At 44.8% G+C, this 16,753-nt stretch carries 18 protein-coding genes; 7 read left to right on the top strand and 11 right to left on the bottom strand.

Annotated features, from left to right (window positions below):
- Window positions 1-35: 35 nt before the first annotated feature.
- Entirely contained in the window at window positions 36-2,858 is a 2,823-nt protein-coding gene (uvrA, locus tag OA34_RS02950) for an excinuclease ABC subunit UvrA (RefSeq protein WP_039672317.1), read from the bottom strand.
- The gene (locus tag OA34_RS02945; protein ID WP_039672316.1) at window positions 2,855-3,604 is read right to left on the bottom strand and encodes a sulfite exporter TauE/SafE family protein; all 750 of its coding nucleotides are present in this window, start codon (window positions 3,602-3,604) and stop codon (window positions 2,855-2,857) included. The genes uvrA and OA34_RS02945 overlap by 4 nt, the downstream gene beginning before the upstream one ends.
- 300 nt (window positions 3,605-3,904) lie before the next feature.
- Here OA34_RS02945 and thiC point away from each other — a divergent pair, with 300 nt between their 5' ends.
- Window positions 3,905-5,773, top strand: coding sequence for a phosphomethylpyrimidine synthase ThiC (thiC, locus tag OA34_RS02940; RefSeq protein ID WP_039672315.1), 1,869 nt, complete (start codon window positions 3,905-3,907; stop codon window positions 5,771-5,773).
- A gap of 70 nt (window positions 5,774-5,843) precedes the next feature.
- On the opposite strand, the gene OA34_RS02935 is transcribed toward thiC, so the two are convergent.
- From OA34_RS02935 to OA34_RS02930, 3 genes are all read right to left on the bottom strand, one after another.
- Window positions 5,844-6,341 (bottom strand): HEPN family nuclease, encoded by a 498-nt coding sequence (locus OA34_RS02935; protein WP_039672314.1) that lies wholly within the window; start codon window positions 6,339-6,341, stop codon window positions 5,844-5,846.
- 79 nt (window positions 6,342-6,420) lie between these two features.
- Entirely contained in the window at window positions 6,421-6,567 is a 147-nt protein-coding gene (locus tag OA34_RS13885) for a DUF2442 domain-containing protein (protein ID WP_353681534.1), read from the bottom strand.
- Between the two features lie 85 nt (window positions 6,568-6,652).
- A complete protein-coding gene (locus OA34_RS02930; protein ID WP_039672313.1) occupies window positions 6,653-7,135 on the bottom strand; it encodes a HugZ family pyridoxamine 5'-phosphate oxidase in 483 nt (160 codons plus the stop codon).
- A gap of 102 nt (window positions 7,136-7,237) precedes the next feature.
- On the opposite strand from OA34_RS02930, the gene OA34_RS02925 reads away from it, so the two are divergent.
- The gene (locus tag OA34_RS02925; protein ID WP_052435279.1) at window positions 7,238-8,164 is read left to right on the top strand and encodes an AEC family transporter; all 927 of its coding nucleotides are present in this window, start codon (window positions 7,238-7,240) and stop codon (window positions 8,162-8,164) included.
- Here the strand turns inward: OA34_RS02925 and OA34_RS02920 are convergent.
- Window positions 8,161-8,460: a hypothetical protein gene (locus OA34_RS02920; protein ID WP_039672312.1), complete on the bottom strand. Its 300-nt coding sequence runs from the start codon at window positions 8,458-8,460 to the stop codon at window positions 8,161-8,163. The two genes, OA34_RS02925 and OA34_RS02920, sit on opposite strands and share 4 nt — an antisense overlap.
- Window positions 8,445-8,870, bottom strand: a complete 426-nt coding sequence (locus tag OA34_RS02915; RefSeq protein ID WP_039672311.1) for an ArsC/Spx/MgsR family protein — start codon at window positions 8,868-8,870, stop codon at window positions 8,445-8,447. The genes OA34_RS02920 and OA34_RS02915 overlap by 16 nt, the downstream gene beginning before the upstream one ends.
- 106 nt (window positions 8,871-8,976) lie before the next feature.
- On the opposite strand from OA34_RS02915, the gene OA34_RS02910 reads away from it, so the two are divergent.
- The 5 genes from OA34_RS02910 (at window position 8,977) to OA34_RS02890 (ending at window position 12,303) form a co-directional block, all read left to right on the top strand.
- Complete coding sequence (locus OA34_RS02910) at window positions 8,977-9,741, top strand: exodeoxyribonuclease III (RefSeq protein WP_039672310.1); 765 nt, start codon at window positions 8,977-8,979, stop codon at window positions 9,739-9,741.
- A gap of 98 nt (window positions 9,742-9,839) precedes the next feature.
- Window positions 9,840-10,151: a flagellar motor switch protein FliN gene (gene fliN / locus OA34_RS02905; protein ID WP_039672309.1), complete on the top strand. Its 312-nt coding sequence runs from the start codon at window positions 9,840-9,842 to the stop codon at window positions 10,149-10,151.
- Complete coding sequence (locus OA34_RS02900; protein ID WP_039672308.1) at window positions 10,148-11,014, top strand: hypothetical protein; 867 nt, start codon at window positions 10,148-10,150, stop codon at window positions 11,012-11,014. The genes fliN and OA34_RS02900 overlap by 4 nt, the downstream gene beginning before the upstream one ends.
- Before the next feature lie 6 nt (window positions 11,015-11,020).
- Window positions 11,021-11,947 carry an AEC family transporter gene (locus tag OA34_RS02895; RefSeq protein ID WP_052435280.1) on the top strand — a complete coding sequence of 309 codons (927 nt, stop codon included), beginning with the start codon at window positions 11,021-11,023 and terminating at the stop codon, window positions 11,945-11,947.
- Window positions 11,944-12,303: a hypothetical protein gene (locus OA34_RS02890; RefSeq protein WP_039672307.1), complete on the top strand. Its 360-nt coding sequence runs from the start codon at window positions 11,944-11,946 to the stop codon at window positions 12,301-12,303. The genes OA34_RS02895 and OA34_RS02890 overlap by 4 nt, the downstream gene beginning before the upstream one ends.
- A gap of 1 nt (window position 12,304) precedes the next feature.
- On the opposite strand, the gene OA34_RS13470 is transcribed toward OA34_RS02890, so the two are convergent.
- From OA34_RS13470 to dksA, 4 genes are read right to left on the bottom strand one after another with little or no spacing between them, the layout of a single operon-like run.
- Window positions 12,305-14,371 (bottom strand): diguanylate cyclase, encoded by a 2,067-nt coding sequence (locus tag OA34_RS13470; protein ID WP_286682812.1) that lies wholly within the window; start codon window positions 14,369-14,371, stop codon window positions 12,305-12,307.
- Window positions 14,372-14,406: 35 nt separating this feature from the next.
- Window positions 14,407-15,354: a tRNA dihydrouridine synthase gene (locus OA34_RS02880; RefSeq protein ID WP_039672306.1), complete on the bottom strand. Its 948-nt coding sequence runs from the start codon at window positions 15,352-15,354 to the stop codon at window positions 14,407-14,409.
- Window positions 15,351-16,361, bottom strand: coding sequence for a fatty-acid--CoA ligase (locus OA34_RS02875; protein ID WP_039672305.1), 1,011 nt, complete (start codon window positions 16,359-16,361; stop codon window positions 15,351-15,353). The genes OA34_RS02880 and OA34_RS02875 overlap by 4 nt, the downstream gene beginning before the upstream one ends.
- A 30-nt stretch (window positions 16,362-16,391) precedes the next feature.
- Entirely contained in the window at window positions 16,392-16,751 is a 360-nt protein-coding gene (gene dksA, locus OA34_RS02870) for an RNA polymerase-binding protein DksA (protein ID WP_039672304.1), read from the bottom strand.
- Window positions 16,752-16,753: the final 2 nt, after the last annotated feature.

The following is a 16,753-nucleotide window of genomic DNA, read 5'->3' as shown; positions in this document are numbered from 1 at the left end:
TTTTATTTTTAAAATAATGTTTCAAAAAGAAACGTTTAAACATTTTCGTTTGAAAGACCCATCTCCATTCCTAAAAATTTACCCGTATAGCTTCCCGATTTTTCGGCGTTACTTGCAACTTCAAACGGCGTTCCCATCGCGATTATACGCCCTCCGTAGCTTCCGCCTTCAGGCCCCATATCGATAAGATAATCGGCATTTTTGATGACGTCCATGTTGTGTTCGATGACTAAAACGCTGTTACCCATATCTGTTAAATGATGTAACACTTTGACCAAACGGTCGACGTCGGCGAAGTGCAATCCGGTCGTCGGTTCGTCTAAAACGTACAACGTATTGCCCGTATCTTTTTTGCTAAGTTCCTTAGCCAGTTTAATGCGTTGCGCCTCGCCGCCGCTCAGCGTCACGGCGTTTTGTCCAAGCGTGATGTATCCCAAACCGACGTCGACCAACGTTTGAATCTTTTGGTTAATTTTCGGAATCGCTTTGAAAAAGTCATGGGCTTCGTCCACGCTCATGTCCAAAACGTCGGCAATGGATTTGCCTTTGTATTTGATCTCTAGCGTTTGGGCGTTGTAGCGTTGCCCTTTACAAGTGTCGCACTTGACCATGATGTCGGGTAAAAAGTGCATTTCGATCTTGATTTCGCCGTCGCCTTGGCACTTTTCGCACCTTCCGCCTTTGACGTTAAACGAAAAACGCCCGACGCCGTATCCGCGAATCTGTGCCTCTTTGGTTTTGGCGAATAAGGCACGGATTTCGTCCATCACGCCCGTATAGGTCGCAGGATTGGAGCGCGGCGTTCTGCCGATCGGGCTTTGATCGAGGTAGATGACTTTATCGAGTTGATCGAGTCCTATGCATTCGACGCCGGCGACTTTATTGATCTTCTTAGCGCGATTAAGGTACTCTTTGGCGACCGGAAGCAAGGTTTGAAGAATCAACGAACTTTTACCGCTACCGCTCACGCCCGTAATCGCGACGAGGTTTCCCAAAGGAATTTTAACGTCTAAGTCGTGAATGTTGTTGATACTGACGTGATTGAGCTCGATCCAACGCTCTTGTGCCCTGTTTTGGCGATAATCGATCGTTTTTGTTCCGTTGATGTACTGTGCGGTGAGACTATTACTGGTTAGAAGTGCTTCGTTCGTTCCCGCAAAAACGATTTCGCCGCCGAATTTTCCGGCCCCCGGACCGATATCCACCACAAAATCCGCCGTTTTGATCGTCTCTTTGTCGTGTTCGACGACAATCACGGAGTTGCCTTTTTTCTGCAAATTGCGTAGAGTTCGGATGAGTTTAAGCGTATCGCGTTCGTGAAGTCCGATGCTCGGCTCGTCTAAAACGTACATGACGCCCGTCAAGCCGCTTCCGATTTGCGACGCGATGCGTATGCGTTGCGCTTCGCCGCCGCTAATGGTTCGCGCGTCGCGCCCAAGACTGATGTAGCCCAATCCTACGTCAAATAAGAAAAAGAGTCGCTCTTTGATCTCTTTTAAAATCGGTGCGGCAATCATCGTTTGTTGTGCCGACATGTATGAAAAATTTTCATTGTTTTTAAAGAATTCCAAACATTGATCGATCGGAAGTTCCAAGATGTCGGAGATACGTTTTCCGGCAACGCGTACCGCAAGACTCTCTTTACGTAAACGATGCCCGCCGCACGTGTCGCACACCTTTTCGCTCATGTATTCGCCGAGCTCTTTTTCGTCTTTAAGCATCTCGTAGGCAATTTTAATGACGCCTTCCCATTTTCGTACGAGCTTATGCTTTTTCCAAAAGAAAGTCGCTTCTTCGACGCCGCCGTGCAAAATGGCACGCTTTTGGTGCTCTTCGAGCTCTTCGTAAGGAATGCGCGTATTAATACCCGCCGCTTGGCAATACGCCTCTAAAAATTTGGCGTAAAAGCTTTTGTTAAAGCCGTAAAAAATACGAATCGCCCCTTCGTCGATGCTCACGTTTTCATTAATAATTTTCTTCAAATCCAGCGTGTAGCGAATCCCTAACCCATCACATGTAGGACATGCGCCTTTGGGAGAATTGAACGAAAACGAAAGCGGTTCTAGCGGCTCAAAACTGATTTTACAGTCAAAACACGCCAAATGTTCGCTGTAATGAATATGTGAAACAAGAAGCCCTACTTCTTCGGCATTGGCGATGTCAAGCTCGACTTCGCCGTAACTCTCCAAAAGGGCTTTTTCAATGTCGGTGGCGATACGATCAAAATTTTCTTCGCGAATGACCACACGGTCGATAATGACTTTAATCGTATGTTTTTTGGTTTTAAGAAGTTCGATCTCTTCATCGAGCCGTACCATCACGCCGTCGATCAAAGCACGCACGTAACCTTTATGGCGCAACGATTCGATCATATCGGCGAAACTACCCTTTTTCTCGCGTACCAACGGTGCTAAGATCGAGAGCTTCGTCTCTGCGGGCAATTTTAAAACCTGTTCGATAATATCCGCTACCGACATTTGCGAGATTTCTTGACCGCAAATATGACAATGCTGCTTTCCGACGCGCGCGTAAAGCAACCGCAGATAGTCGTAAATCTCGGTAATCGTCCCCACGGTTGAGCGCGGATTTTTGCTCGTGGTTTTTTGATCGATCGCGATAGCGGGCGTCAAACCCTCGATCTTCTCGACGTCGGGTTTACCCACGCGATCTAAAAACTGTCTGGCATACGAGGAGAGCGACTCGATATAACGACGTTGCCCTTCGGCATAGAGCGTATCGAACGCCAAGGTACTTTTACCGCTTCCGCTCAGTCCCGTAAAAACGACCAGTTTATTTTTGGGAATCTCTAAGTTGATATTTTTAAGATTGTTCTCTTTTGCACCGTATATTTTGATCATAAAACATTCATCTCGCTTAAAATTTTATTGAGCGTCAGCAAAAACATTACCGTATAGAGTATTAACAAGGCACGTTTTTGCTCTTTTTTCGCTATTTTATGGGAAAGCATGACGCCGAAATAGACGCCTACAACGGATCCGACACTAACCAATGCACCGACTTCGTAATCCACGTAACCGTGCATCGCCAAACTGAAAAACCCCGAAATTGAGCCGAAGATGACAAAAAAAAGCGTTGTCGCAACGGCTTTTTTAATATCCCAATGTAAAAATCCCGTAAGAACGGGCGTTAGAAAAATCGCGCCGCTGGTACCCGTGCTAATCGACACGGCACCCAAAACAACACCCAAAAAAGCCAAGAGAAGGTGGGACTCGTAAGGAGGTTTGGAGCTCTCCAATGCCGTCGTAAACATTTTGTACATCGAAAGTGCTAAAACCGCCTCAAACAAAAAAAGCAACGTCATATGCGATAAAGTATCGACGATAAGTCCGCTAAAAGAAGCTCCCGCCAATGCACCGCATCCTAAAATTAGACCGCTTTTAAGCGTTAAAATTCCGGCTTTATAGTTTTGATACGAACCCAACATCGAACTAAAGATCATCTGCATGACCGAAATACCGATGGCGGTTTTGATGTCATAGCCCATATAAAGAAAAATAGGCACTAAAAGCGTTCCTCCCCCGATACCGAAAAAACCGGAAGCAAAACCCACAAAAACGCCTAAAAGTCCAAATCCTATTTCCATCTATCCCGCTTTTTAAGAAGTGATCTATTTTACTCGAACCCCTCTTAATAAACGATTTAAAAACAAACGTGATCCTTTTCAAAAAGAAACGTACGGGAAAAAGACAAAACTTAAGTTCTCATCTTACGCGCCGTTTAAGTTCCCTTGCGTATAATCTTTTTCTTTAACCATACCGTTGTCTGTGGGGGTGCTAGATAAAACCGCGTTTTATCGGCTGAGATAATACCCCAAGAAACCGTTAATGCGGTTTCACGAACCTGATCCGGATAATGCCGGCGTAGGAAATAAGGAGATAAACCCATGTCTAAAGTCCTCGATAATCTTGAAAAAATAGATTCATCTTACATTCAAAACTTCCCAAGCTCTCGTAAAATTTACATCCAAGGCTCACGTGAAGACATTCGTGTCCCCATGCGTGAAATAGCGCTTAGCCCAACCGCAAAAAGCGATGGAAGCATGGAAGAAAACCCACCGCTTCACGTCTATGACACTTCAGGCGTTTACACCGACCCAAGCGTTACCATCGACTTGCACCAAGGCTTAAAACCCATTCGTGCGAAATGGATAGAGGAGCGAGCTGACACGGAGCAACTAGCCGATTTTAGCTCTGCTTATTTTCATAAACGCTTTGAAGATGAAGAACTTAAAACCCTTCGCTTCCCAAATCTCAAAAAACCACGCCGTGCGAAAGTGGGCAAAAACATCACCCAAATGCACTACGCCCGTGCTGGCATCATCACCCCAGAGATGGAGTATGTCGCCATTCGTGAGAACTGCAACCTTGAAGTCGCACGCCAAAACAAACTCTTAGGCGCACAACACAAGGGTGAGCATTTTGGAGCGAACCTGCCTGAGGTTTACACCCCTGAATTTGTACGCCAAGAGATCGCCGCAGGACGAGCCGTCCTACCTTTAAATGTCAATCACCCTGAAGCCGAACCGATGATCATCGGGCGTAACTTCATGGTCAAAATCAACGCCAACATCGGTAACTCCGCCACCACTTCCTCCATCGAAGAAGAAGTCGAAAAGATGCTGTGGTCTACGCGATGGGGCGGAGACACGGTCATGGACTTATCGACAGGTAAAAACATCCACGAAACCAGAGAGTGGATACTTAGAAACTCCGCCGTGCCTATCGGTACAGTGCCCATCTACCAAGCTCTAGAAAAAGTAAACGGCATCGCCGAAGATTTGACGTGGGAAGTCTATCGTGACACGCTTATCGAGCAAGCCGAGCAAGGCGTGGACTACTTCACCATTCACGCAGGCGTGCGCCTCTCATACGTTCCTATGACCGCAAAACGACTGACTGGCATCGTCTCACGTGGGGGAAGCATCATGGCAAAATGGTGTCTGCACCACCACAAAGAAAACTTCCTCTACACCCATTTTGAGGACATCTGTGAGATCATGAAAGCCTATGACGTCGCCTTTTCTTTAGGTGATGGCTTGCGCCCAGGTTCTTTGTACGATGCCAACGATGAAGCGCAATTTGCTGAGCTTGAAACCTTAGGAGAACTCACCAAAATCGCATGGAAACACGACGTACAAGTGATGATCGAAGGACCGGGACACGTGCCAATGCAAAAAATCAAAGAAAATATGACCAAAGAGTTAGAAGACTGTTTTGAAGCACCCTTCTACACCCTTGGACCGCTCGTTACCGACATCGCTCCAGGCTATGACCACATCACCTCAGCCATCGGTGCAGCGCAAATCGGCTGGTACGGTACGGCGATGCTCTGCTACGTCACCCCAAAAGAGCACTTAGGCTTACCCAACCGAGAAGACGTCAAAGAAGGCATCATCGCCTACAAAATCGCCGCCCACGCCGCAGACCTTGCCAAAGGCTTCCCCGGAGCGCAAATCCGAGACAACGCCATGAGCAAAGCGCGTTTTGAGTTTCGTTGGTACGACCAGTTCAACATAGGCTTCGACCCAGACCGCGCACGTGAATACCACGACAAAACGCTCCCAGTGGAAAGTGCCAAAGTCGCGCATTTTTGCTCCATGTGCGGCCCAAAATTTTGTTCGATGAAAATCTCACAAGATGTTCGTGACTACGCTGAAAAAATCGGCGCGGAAGATGTCAATGTTGCGCTAGAAAAAGGGTTGGAAGAGCAAGCAGAACACTTTAAAAAGAGTGGTGGACAGATTTACATGTAAAGAATTTAGCCCTTGGATTCAAGGGCTAATTTTTTAGATGCGTAAAAAGTTAAAAGTTTAGCTCAAATCCTTAATTTTTAATCTTTCCTTCAGGTGTACACTGATCTGTTCCCAAAAAAGCTTTTGAAATAAGCTCAATCAATTCATCTATTTTTTTGATTGTTAAATTAGCTTCAAATATATTCTTCGGATTTTTTGGATCCTTGTCTCTAAATATAATTGAGCTAATATCATTGTTTTCTGATTTTATTTCTAAATTTTCATCATAAGTCGGATGAGCGATAGCATTTCGTATATGCCTTAAATAATTGAAAAAATTATGATCTTCTTGTTTGCCATAATATACATAATCCCATTTTGTTGGAACATTTGCTTCTACAAAATCTTCCAAAGCTGGATTTTCTTGTATTGCATTAGCCTTTACAAATATAATCAAGCCAAAAAATGAATTGATGAGCTGTGTTATTTCATATTCAAACGCTTTTGGATTTTTTTGCTTTTCTTCTCGATAGATTTCTAAATTATGTAATGTTCTACAAAAAAAATCCTTCTCATTTTGATAATTCATGATGTTTTTCCTTTATATTTAGAGATTTAAGAAGATTTAAAAAAGATTAAAGGGCTTTACTTTTAACTTTTCTCCCGATTTACGCAACCCTACTCTCTACATGTAACATACTCTCGATACTCAGCTGATAGTCTAGTTCTTCCCATTCGATGCCAGAGTCTAAACAGATAAACGTGTAGTTTTTGAGTTGAGAAAGTGTGGCATTTTTGAAAAATTTAGGGGTCAGGGCTAAACTTTTAACTTTTGACCATTAATTTTATGCGTTAAATTTTAGCTAAATTTTGCATAGAAAACTTTACATGTAAAGCTTTTTACTTCACCCCGTGATGTGGATTTGCTTCGCCTCTAGGGACGAGTTCGTCCATATTTTCCCCACCGATAAAATACGCCTTTCCAAACCCAAACGTCGCTTCACCGTACGTTACTTTGAATTCGTAGAGATTAAAGTCGGTCATCTTTTTCAACGTTGCGACCATTTTGGTATCAAATTTCTCTGCAAACAGACTTAAAACTTCCTCAAAACGTTCACTGCCTCGTGTTATTTTTTGGCTGTCGCACTGCAATGAGACGCGCTTTCTGGCAAAGAGATTGTCCGTTTTACTCTCGTCTTCCACGAAGAAAAGTGACGCTTTGGGATTTCTTTGAAGATTTTTAGCATGCGTGGCGATGTCGGAAATGTAGACGTAAAAACGGTTTTGATCGTACATGTAAGGTGCGTAAGAGCTAAAAGGATCTCCTTTCGCGTCAAGTGTGCCGATGATGGCGGTTTGAATGCCGGCTATAAAATGTTTCATCCAGAGCCTTTTTTTTCGTTTCATTGTAGCACGAAAGCGTCAATGATGATGCGAAATTGCGTTACAATACCTATTTCACATCTTGACATGTAAAGCTGACTTATGAACATCGTGCTTTCCGTTTCGGCAATTTACGTTTTTATCGTGCTCGGGTACGTCGCCAAAAAAATTTTCAAAGACGAGCTTTCAGAGCGCGGTATGGTCATCCTCTCGGTCTATTTTTTGCATCCGATGTTCTCGTTTTGGGGACTTTCGACCAAACCTATCAGTCTAGACTTGCTCAAAGTTCCGGCGTACTATCTTGTGTTTTCGTTTCTAACGATTGCGCTCGGCTTTTTCATCGCTCGACTTTTTTTCAACGACAAAAAAGAGCGTTCGATTATGACGATTGCCTCGGCTTTGAACAATACGGGAAACCTCGGCATTCCTTTGGGTATCGCCCTTTTGGGAGAAGAGTCCATCATCTACACCAGTATGATCAGCGTCGCCAACACCCTCATGACCTACACGCTAGGCGTTTTTTTCTATTCGGCGGGGAGCTCAAGCCTGCGACAAGCATTCGTCAATATCTTTAAACTGCCGATTATTTGGGCGGCGATGCTGGCACTTGCGTTAAATTTTTCGGGGATTCGCATTCATCCCGTTTTGTTTCAGTCGTTGGAGATGGGGGCGTACAGCATGATCGTCATTCAGTTGATGATTTTCGGTATGTACCTTTATAACGTCAAGCTCAAAGAACTCAACGTCAAACTCTTATGGCACGTACATCTGCTCAAATTCGTTTTGATGCCCGTCTTGACGGTATGGTTGCTCTTTTTCGTTTTACCGATCACGCCGTTTGTCGCTTCGGTGCTTTTCTTGGAACTCATCGTTCCGCTCGCCGTCGTCAACGTCAACCTTGCCGCACTCTACGACTGTCGGGCGTTAGACGTGGCGAGCCTTATCTTTTTTACGTCGCTATGGTTTATCCCGTTTTTAATGCTCGCCGCCTTTATACTCTCCGCTTTTTCGCTGGGCAGTTTTGCTTAAACCTTGCGATCAAGATGCGTAATCTTCACGTAATCGTAAAAATCGCTTAAGAGCAAATAGCGCATCCCGATGTCCGCAAAGCGTTGACGTACTACCGCATCGCCCGCGTTGTAGAGATTTGCCGCTTCCAAAAACTCTTTAGGATAGCGTTTTTTTTCAAACGGGTACTCCGAAAAGCACTGCATAAAATTGGCAAAAAGGTTGTCGATGATCCGCTCTTTTTCACGCGTCGGTCGATGCAAATAGTCCTTGACTTTTTCAAATTCCCGACAAATGTATTCTAAGCATTGTTGCATGCGTCACTGCTTAAACAGGCGTTGATATTTTCGGGTACGGGCATCGTGACATGTAAGAGTTCGTTCAGGCGCGCAATATCAAAACCGCAGAGCTTTACGTCGCCTATTTGAAGGAGCGGACGGCGAATCAAAATCGGTGTGCGTATCATCGCTTCGATCAGGCTCTCTTTCGTATACTCTGCAAGCTTAAACGTACCGTCTTTAAGTTGCGGCGCAAACGGATTGAGCATCTCACGCGGCGTAAGCCCTTCAAAAAAGGCCTCAAGCGTAGGCTTGTCCCACGGAGTTTCCAACAAACTACGTACCTCAATCTCTATCCCGTATTCACGTAAAAGTGCCTTTTGGCGGGCATTGCCGCTACAACCCGTTTTTTCGTAAAAGACGATTCGTCGGTGAGGCGTAAAGACCATCGTTTGCTCCTTTGCTTTGGAGGGACTTATGCAAATTGTATGCCGCTATAGGTCGTTTTAAAAGATCGCGTGTTAAGATACGCAACGTTTTTAGAAAGGATTTTTGATGAAACTCATCTCGTGGAACGTCAACGGCATTCGCGCCGTCGCCTCGAAAAATGCATTTTCGTGGGTCGACACCTACCAACCCGATATTTTATGCTTGCAAGAGATCAAAGCCGAATACGAACAAATCCCGACCGATCTTTTTACTCATCCGCTCACGCATCGTTACGTAAACTCCGCAAAGAAAAAAGGCTACTCGGGGACGATGAGCCTTTCGCGCATCCCTTTTGCAGATACCTCAACCGACCTACAGATCGATCATACCGAAGAAGGAAGAATTTTGGAGCACCGTTTCGGCGATACGGTCTTGTTTAACGTCTACTTTCCCAACGGTCAACAAAGCGAAGAACGCCTCGCACACAAAATGCGCTTTTACGCCGATTTTTTGGAGCATATGCAAACGCTTCGTAAACAAGGCAAAAGTATCATTGTTTGCGGCGACGTCAACACCGCCCACCGCGAAATCGACCTTGCCCACCCCAAAGCCAACGAAAATACTTCGGGCTTTTTACCCGTTGAACGCGCATGGATCGACACGCTTTTACATGTAGGCTACGTCGATACGTTTCGCCACGTTCACGGCGACCGAAAAGACGCCTACTCGTGGTGGTCGTACCGCGCGGGAGCGAGAAGCAGAAACGTGGGCTGGAGAATCGACTACTTTTTCATCTCCGAAGAGCTTGCGCCAAGACTCAACGATGCGTTTATTTTGCCCGAAATTCAAGGCTCCGACCACTGCCCCGTCGGAATCGACATCGAACTTTAATCGATACTTTAACCAAAATCCATTATAATAAGAGCATTACCAAAGGTTTTGGAAGAGTTTTTGCTTTATTACGCTAACGAAGCTTCAAAGGAATAACATTGGACGCAGCCGATCAAGAGTACGTCGCACGCAAACTGCTCTCCGGATTTGAAAATCTTTTAGATATCAGTGTCGATTTCGTAGCGGAGCTTGGAACGACGCATATCACGATTCAAAGACTTTTAAAACTGGAAAAAGGCTCGGTCATCGACTTAGAAAAACCTGCGGGCGAGAGTGTCGAACTTTACATCAACGGAAAGATTTTCGGTAAAGGCGAAGTGATGGTTTACGAAAAAAACCTTGCCATTCGTATCAACGAGATTTTAGACTCCAAAACCGTTATCCAATACTTTAAAAAAGAGAGCCTATGAGACTTTTATACGTTCTGTTTGCTCTTTCCTCTTGGCTTTGCGCTTCCAACCTTTTAACCTACAACGTCTATGAAAGAAGCGATCGCGTCGATGTGATGCTCTCGTTTGACGCGCCGCACGAAGGCAGTATTTCGCAAAAAAACGATGCGTCTTCCATTACGTTAACGATTAATGATTTAGGCTACGACAAGATGATCGAGAAGAGTATTAACTCGGCGATTATTCAAGAACTCGTGATTATTCCGGAAAAAAACAATGCCCTCAAAGTGGTGCTCAAAAGCGATAAACGCATCAGCGTCGTCGCCTCTAAAACCGTCGACGGCTTTGGTCTTCGCATTCGCGGAAGCATCATGCAAGCCAAAACGTCCGATACCGAAGCCGCTCCGTCGCTTTCACCCTCGTCTTCTAGCCCGACAAGCGATTTGATCGATACGCGCTATATCGTCGTTATTATCGTTTTACTGTTTTTAATTGCGTTGATGTTCTGGATCAAACGTCGCATCGGCGTACGAACGATTCGTCCCGCAAAAAGCGGCGGAGCGGGGAAATCTTGGCTTTTTAACCCTAAAACGGGTGTCGGTCAAGAGGTCAATTTACTGCATAAAAAACAGCTCGATACGCAAAACAGCGTCGTTTTATTTGAATACGGTAGCATTCGTTACCTCGTTATGACCGGAAATACCAACGTTCTTTTGGAAAAATTTCAAAACGGCGAAGTCAAAGACGACAACGATTTTGAAAAAGTCTTTGAGGAAAATCGTAGGCGTTTGGACGACTACTTGAAACTGCAAGATAACAAACTTAGCACTTACAAAAATAAAGCTTCAGCGGATTACCCTCCTTTTGAAGAGGCAGAGCATTAAGCCTCGATGACGATTGCTATCTCCATTCTGTCGATTTATGCCTTTATCCTTTTAGGCTTTATGTCCAAAAAAGTGCTTAAAGAAGAGATGAACGAAAAAGGTATGGTGTTGCTTTCCATCTACTTTTTGCAACCGATGCTCTCGTTTTGGGGACTCTCTTCCCGTCCGATCGATTTATCGTTGCTTCAAGTACCGTTTTGGTATGTGGCGATTTCGCTCTTTTGCGTTCTGGTGAGCTTTGTTATCGCACGTCTTTTCTTTACCGACATCAAAGAAAAATCGATCGTCACGATTTGCGTCATTATCGGCAATACGGGCAATTTAGGTATTCCTTTGGGTATTGCGCTTTTTGGCGACGCATCCATTATCTACACCAGCATGATCAATATTAGCAACGTTTTTATCGTCTATACGCTCGGCGTCTTTTTCTATTCGCGCGGCAATTTTAGCATCAAAGAGTCGCTTTTCAATATCGTCAAACTTCCCGTCATCTGGTTTGCGTTTTTAGCGTTGATCCTTAATTTTTCCGGCGTGCGTTTTCATCCGGCACTGATGCGTTCCATGGAAATGGGCGCATACTGTACGATGGTCATTCAGTTGATCGTCTTTGGCATGTACCTTTACAACATTCATCTCAAAAGCATGAACGTCACATTGGTCTTACATGTCGGAATGATTAAGTTTTTACTGACGCCGCTGATCGCCGGTGCTATTTTATTTTACGCTCTTGATTTGGAACCGATGGTCGCGACTTTGATCTTTTTGGAGTTGATCGTTCCTTTAGCCGTTACCAACGTTAATTTGGCGGCGCTGTACGAATGCAAACCGCTAGACGTCACGATGCTCGTCTTTGTTACGTCTTTGGTGTTTATTCCGTTTTTTATTCTCGTTAGCCAGTTGTTACACTTTTTAAATATCGTGAATCTACCATGAACATGAACGATAAAGAAGCCAGAGTAAAATACATTCGCGCGTTAGAGCGTTTCTTAAGCAGTTGCGTCAGTGCGCTGAAAAACGAACAGTTTGATTACGATCTGTTTGTCAAACGTGCGCAAAAAAGTCTCAAAACTTTACACAAAGTGCAAGCCGTTCGGCTCGATTCAACTTACACGCATACGCTTGAAGCCTACGCCAATCTTGTCGTCTCGACGATAGAAACCCAAGATGCCGACAAAGATGCCGCACATAAACGTCTTTTAAAAGAGGCGAACTTGTTGGAAAAAGAGAAATACCGCGGTAGCTACAAAAAAGAAAAGCATAAAACGCGCGGCTTTGACGACGGATATTAGATTATCCTTGGACGATCACGCACGCTTTACCCGCATCTTTTGCCCGATACATCACACTATCGGCTTCATCAAGAATCGTTTTTGCATCGTTTTGAGCCTCATTAAAAAGCAAGACGCCGATGCTAGCACTGAGCGTATACACGGTTGACGAAAGCGGGTACGGTTGCGCGATGAACGCGGCGATTTGGTGCGCTATGCGTGTAACCGTAGAGAAAGCTTCCTCGCGGGTAAAGCCTAATTGCGCCACTAAAATCACAAATTCGTCGCCGCCGAAACGTCCTACGGTATCCGTTGCACGAACCGTTTCCTTTAAACGACGTGCAACTTCGATGAGCAGTTCATCGCCCGCTTGATGCCCGTACGTATCGTTCAAAGGCTTAAAATCGTCCAAGTCAAGGAAAATGACGCCTGCGAACGTATGCTCTTTTTTGCATGTAACAAGGCTACTTTCCAGCTTATCCACAAAAAGCCTTCGGTTGGCAAGGTGCGTCAGAGGGTCGTAAAATGCTAGCTTTTTGATCTCCTCTTCTGCCGCCAAACGTTCCGTAATATCGCGCGTAATGCCGATAAACTGCATGGAGCCGTCTTGTTGATTGACGACTAGACGAGCATTGACTTCCGTCCAAACCGTGTTACCGTCTTTACACGGTTGTTCGACTAAAACGTTTTTTGCATCAAGGATTGCTCCGTTAGCCGCTTCCATGATCGCCATTTCCATAAGATGTAAAACCGTTTGCCTCGATCCTTCGCAAATCACCTCTTCAAACAATTGATCCATCACCTCTTCCGCGCTAAATCCGCGCAATCGTTTCACGGAAGGACTGACGTAAACAAATTTGCCGTCCACGCCCATCACCCAGATAACGTCATGCGAATTTTCCGCCAACCAACGATACCTTTGAATCGTCGCACTTTGAGCTTCTTGCACCATATCGATCATGGCATTGACGTCGCGGCTTAGCGTCGAGAGTTCATCGGTTTCTTTATCCAAGGGAGCTCTTTGCGTATAGTCGCCCGCACATACGGCTTTAACGACGGAGCTAAGATGGCGAATCGGGGTTAAAAAATACGACTGAGAGAGAACGTAAGCGATCCAAGCGCTCAAACACCCCAAAACGATCAACACCGTAAATGCCATACGCATATCGTACAGCGTCAAAAGCGTGCTGACATCGACCATCGAAAGCCCTATCCAATCCACGTAAGGCATATATGCCAACGCCACCGTATACTCTTTTCCGTCGTATCGTAATTTACATGTAAAAACATCCGATGCATGAGAAGGAAGGTCTTGCATATAACGGCGAAGCTCTTTTTGGCTCTTCGTATCAAGATACGGCCAAATGGTCTTCCACGTATTTGACGCGCTCGTGTGAACGTTATGCGTGACCTTGCTAAAGTCGGGATGTCCGAGAATCGCACCTTGTTTATTTAGAATAATCGCTTGAAAGCCTTGGGTTTTTGTTAAAACATACGCATCGATAAATTGTGCAAGATCAATCCCAAAGCCCGTAACGCCCAAAGCGTTTTGTTCATTGCGAACAAGGATATTCATCCATAATTTCGTCGCTTTGACCGCCTCGTCGTAGTCGATATTTAAATTGAAGGTATCTGCCGAGCGCATCGTATGGTAAAACCATCCGTCGTTCGTGTTGGAAGCGGAGAGCTTTTTCAGCGGTTGAAAGGCGTGATAACTGCGGTTAAGATCTTCGTAGTAAAAATGTTCACTGCCGGAAAAGGCAACAAACCAACTATCGGCTTTTGCCATACGAAGCGAGTCGTTAAGCAGTTTTAAACTCTCTTCTTTCGCCGTTTCATCCGACTCGTTCGACAACCATCGATGCAAAGCATCCGAGGTCATAGTATGTTCGGCTAAGCGAATATTAAGAGCAAGCATATCGGCAATGCGTTGACTGTGTCGAAGAGCATGTTCGATCGCGTATTTTTCACCGAACGTCAGTCTAAGATCCCGCGTTAGCTGATAGGTAAAGGCTAGGCTGATACTGCCCAAAATAAGAAAAGCTACGATACTCAGTAAAATGCTACGTGCCCGTAATCCCTGTAACATAGCTCTTCCTCAAGAGTTTTTACGCTAACGAATCCTTATGATAGTGCATTTGCAAAGAAAAAGTCAATAGCCTCGCGCATCGCGTCGACGTCGTGGATTCGATTGACGCGGTCGCGAAATTCCGAAGCTTCTCGAAAGCCTTTGGAATAGGTGTGTAAATGCTTGCGAAAAAGCGAAACACCCTGTCTTCCGTAAACCTCGATCATGGCATCAAAATGTTCGGAAACGATCTCCAAAATTTTCGTTTTATCGACAAAAGGAAGTGCGTGTTTGATTTGGTAAAAAATCCACGGATTTCCCACCGCCCCGCGTCCGATCATCAGGCTGTTGCACCCCGTTACCGCCTTGACATGTAAGGCTTTTTCGTAGTCGGTAATGTCGCCGTTGGCAATGACGGGAATGCGAACCGACGCACGTGCCCGTGCAATCGCTTCATAATCCACTTCCGCTTTATATCCGCCCGAACGGGTTCTACCGTGAATACTCATAAAATCGACCCCCGCTTCTTCGCAGGCTTTGGCAATCGTCTCGGGGATTTTCGTCGTAAATCCCAAGCGAACTTTCGCGCTGGTATAGCGTTTGTTCGAATGCGTTTTGATCGTTTCGATGATTTTTTGCATATGCGGAAGATTGAGCAGTAGCGACGAACCCGCGTCTTGAGAAACGACTTTAGGCACGGGACAACCGCAATTAAGATCGATACCGTCGATGCCTTCGATGTCGTTTAGCATCAAAACCGCTTCTTTAATGACCGCTAAATCCGAGCCGGCAATCTGCACGATATAGGGAGTTTCCAACGGCGATTTCGTGAGCATTTTAAACGTTTTTGCCGAATGGTGTTTTAACGCGTTGGCGCTGATCATTTCGGAGAAGGTCACGTCCGCGCCGAATTTTTTGACGACGGAACGAAACGGGAGATCGGTAAAACCGGCAAGCGGAGCAAGGGCTAAAATGCCCCGCTCAAAATCTATCTCATAACTCATACGCGAAGAAATGCGTCAATATCAATGCTTTTAGCGTTATCCCTTAAAAAGAGGACGGTTTTAAATCGCACAAACTCGTCACGATCGGAATTGACTAAAATCTCACGAATTTTATCGATCATTTGAAGATCGTATAAAACATACAGATACGCATCAGCCGCAACGCTTCCTTTGGTATTGTACAGTTTTTCGAACAAGGCGATTAAAGCATCGGGAGAGAGTTTGGCTTTAATTTCGCGGGCAAGGTCCAAATAATCGATTCTATCCGCCGCGCATTGGTCGAGCATATCTTCGATGGATTTTAAATCCATATCAAAACTATCGTCCGCATCCAAATAACGCTCCATCATACGGCGAAACGCTTTTTTATCGGTAGCAAAATCATAGCGTTTAATTTCATTGAAACTGGCAAAATTTAAAAGTGCGTTATAGGCTTTTTGGCATAACTCGCTTTGGAGGTCTTTACAATTTTTCAAAACTTCCGTCGCAAATTTCGGCTCTACGCTCAATCGGTTGATCGTATTTTTAACGGCTAAAGGATTGGTTTTTGCTAAACGGTATTTTTTCATATCTTCGTAATTACCGTTTTCGATACTCACCGCCAACGCACACGCTTTTGCAACCTCCTCTTCGATAAAAGAGGTCGGTAAGGTCGGATCAAACCGCATACAACTTAAAACGCGTCCCGCAAATTTGAATCCGTCCGTTTTATAATTGTGCGTTACTTCTTCGCCTAAAATACGATTTTTTGCCGCTTCTTGAAACAACTCAAAATCCTTTTTAAGTGCACGTTTGTAGAGGAAATCTTTAAAATTGTAGAAAACGAGATGAACGATCGATCCTAAGACGAGAACCAATACGGGAATCGTAATCCATAATGCCACCGGTAAGTTTAAAGAGACTCCCAAAAGCGTTAGCGCATAGCTTTCAGCGCTAAAGCTATATACGTAAAGCCCAAGAGCCACCATATAAATCAGTGATAAAAGGATATAACGTTTAATGCCCATCTGTTCCTACTTTTAGAATAATTTTCTCGTTTATTTGTTTTTTGCCGACTTCTCTATAATTTCGCGGCATACGATACAATACCTCGCATGCGGCTTGACTTTAAGACGCTGAAATCCGATCTCTTCTTCGCACATTTCGCAAATACCGTACGTACCGTTGCGAATTTTATTGAGTGCAAATTCGATTTCGTTCAGCTCTTTCATCTGTTGCGTACTAATCGCTTGTTCGATCATACGATCGGTACTGACGGAGGCATGATCGGCTTCATCTCCGACTTCGCTGTCTTTGAGATCATCGATCTCACGCATAGAATCTTCGATGTTTTTTTTGATTTGAACCTTTCTTTCTTTTAGAAGATCCTCGAAATGCTTTAACTCGTTCTCTCTCATCC

It is taken from the genome of Sulfurospirillum sp. MES (assembly GCF_000789415.1).
In the GTDB taxonomy this organism is placed as follows: domain Bacteria; phylum Campylobacterota; class Campylobacteria; order Campylobacterales; family Sulfurospirillaceae; genus Sulfurospirillum; species Sulfurospirillum cavolei.
This window is presented reverse-complemented; position numbering and strand designations above follow the sequence as displayed.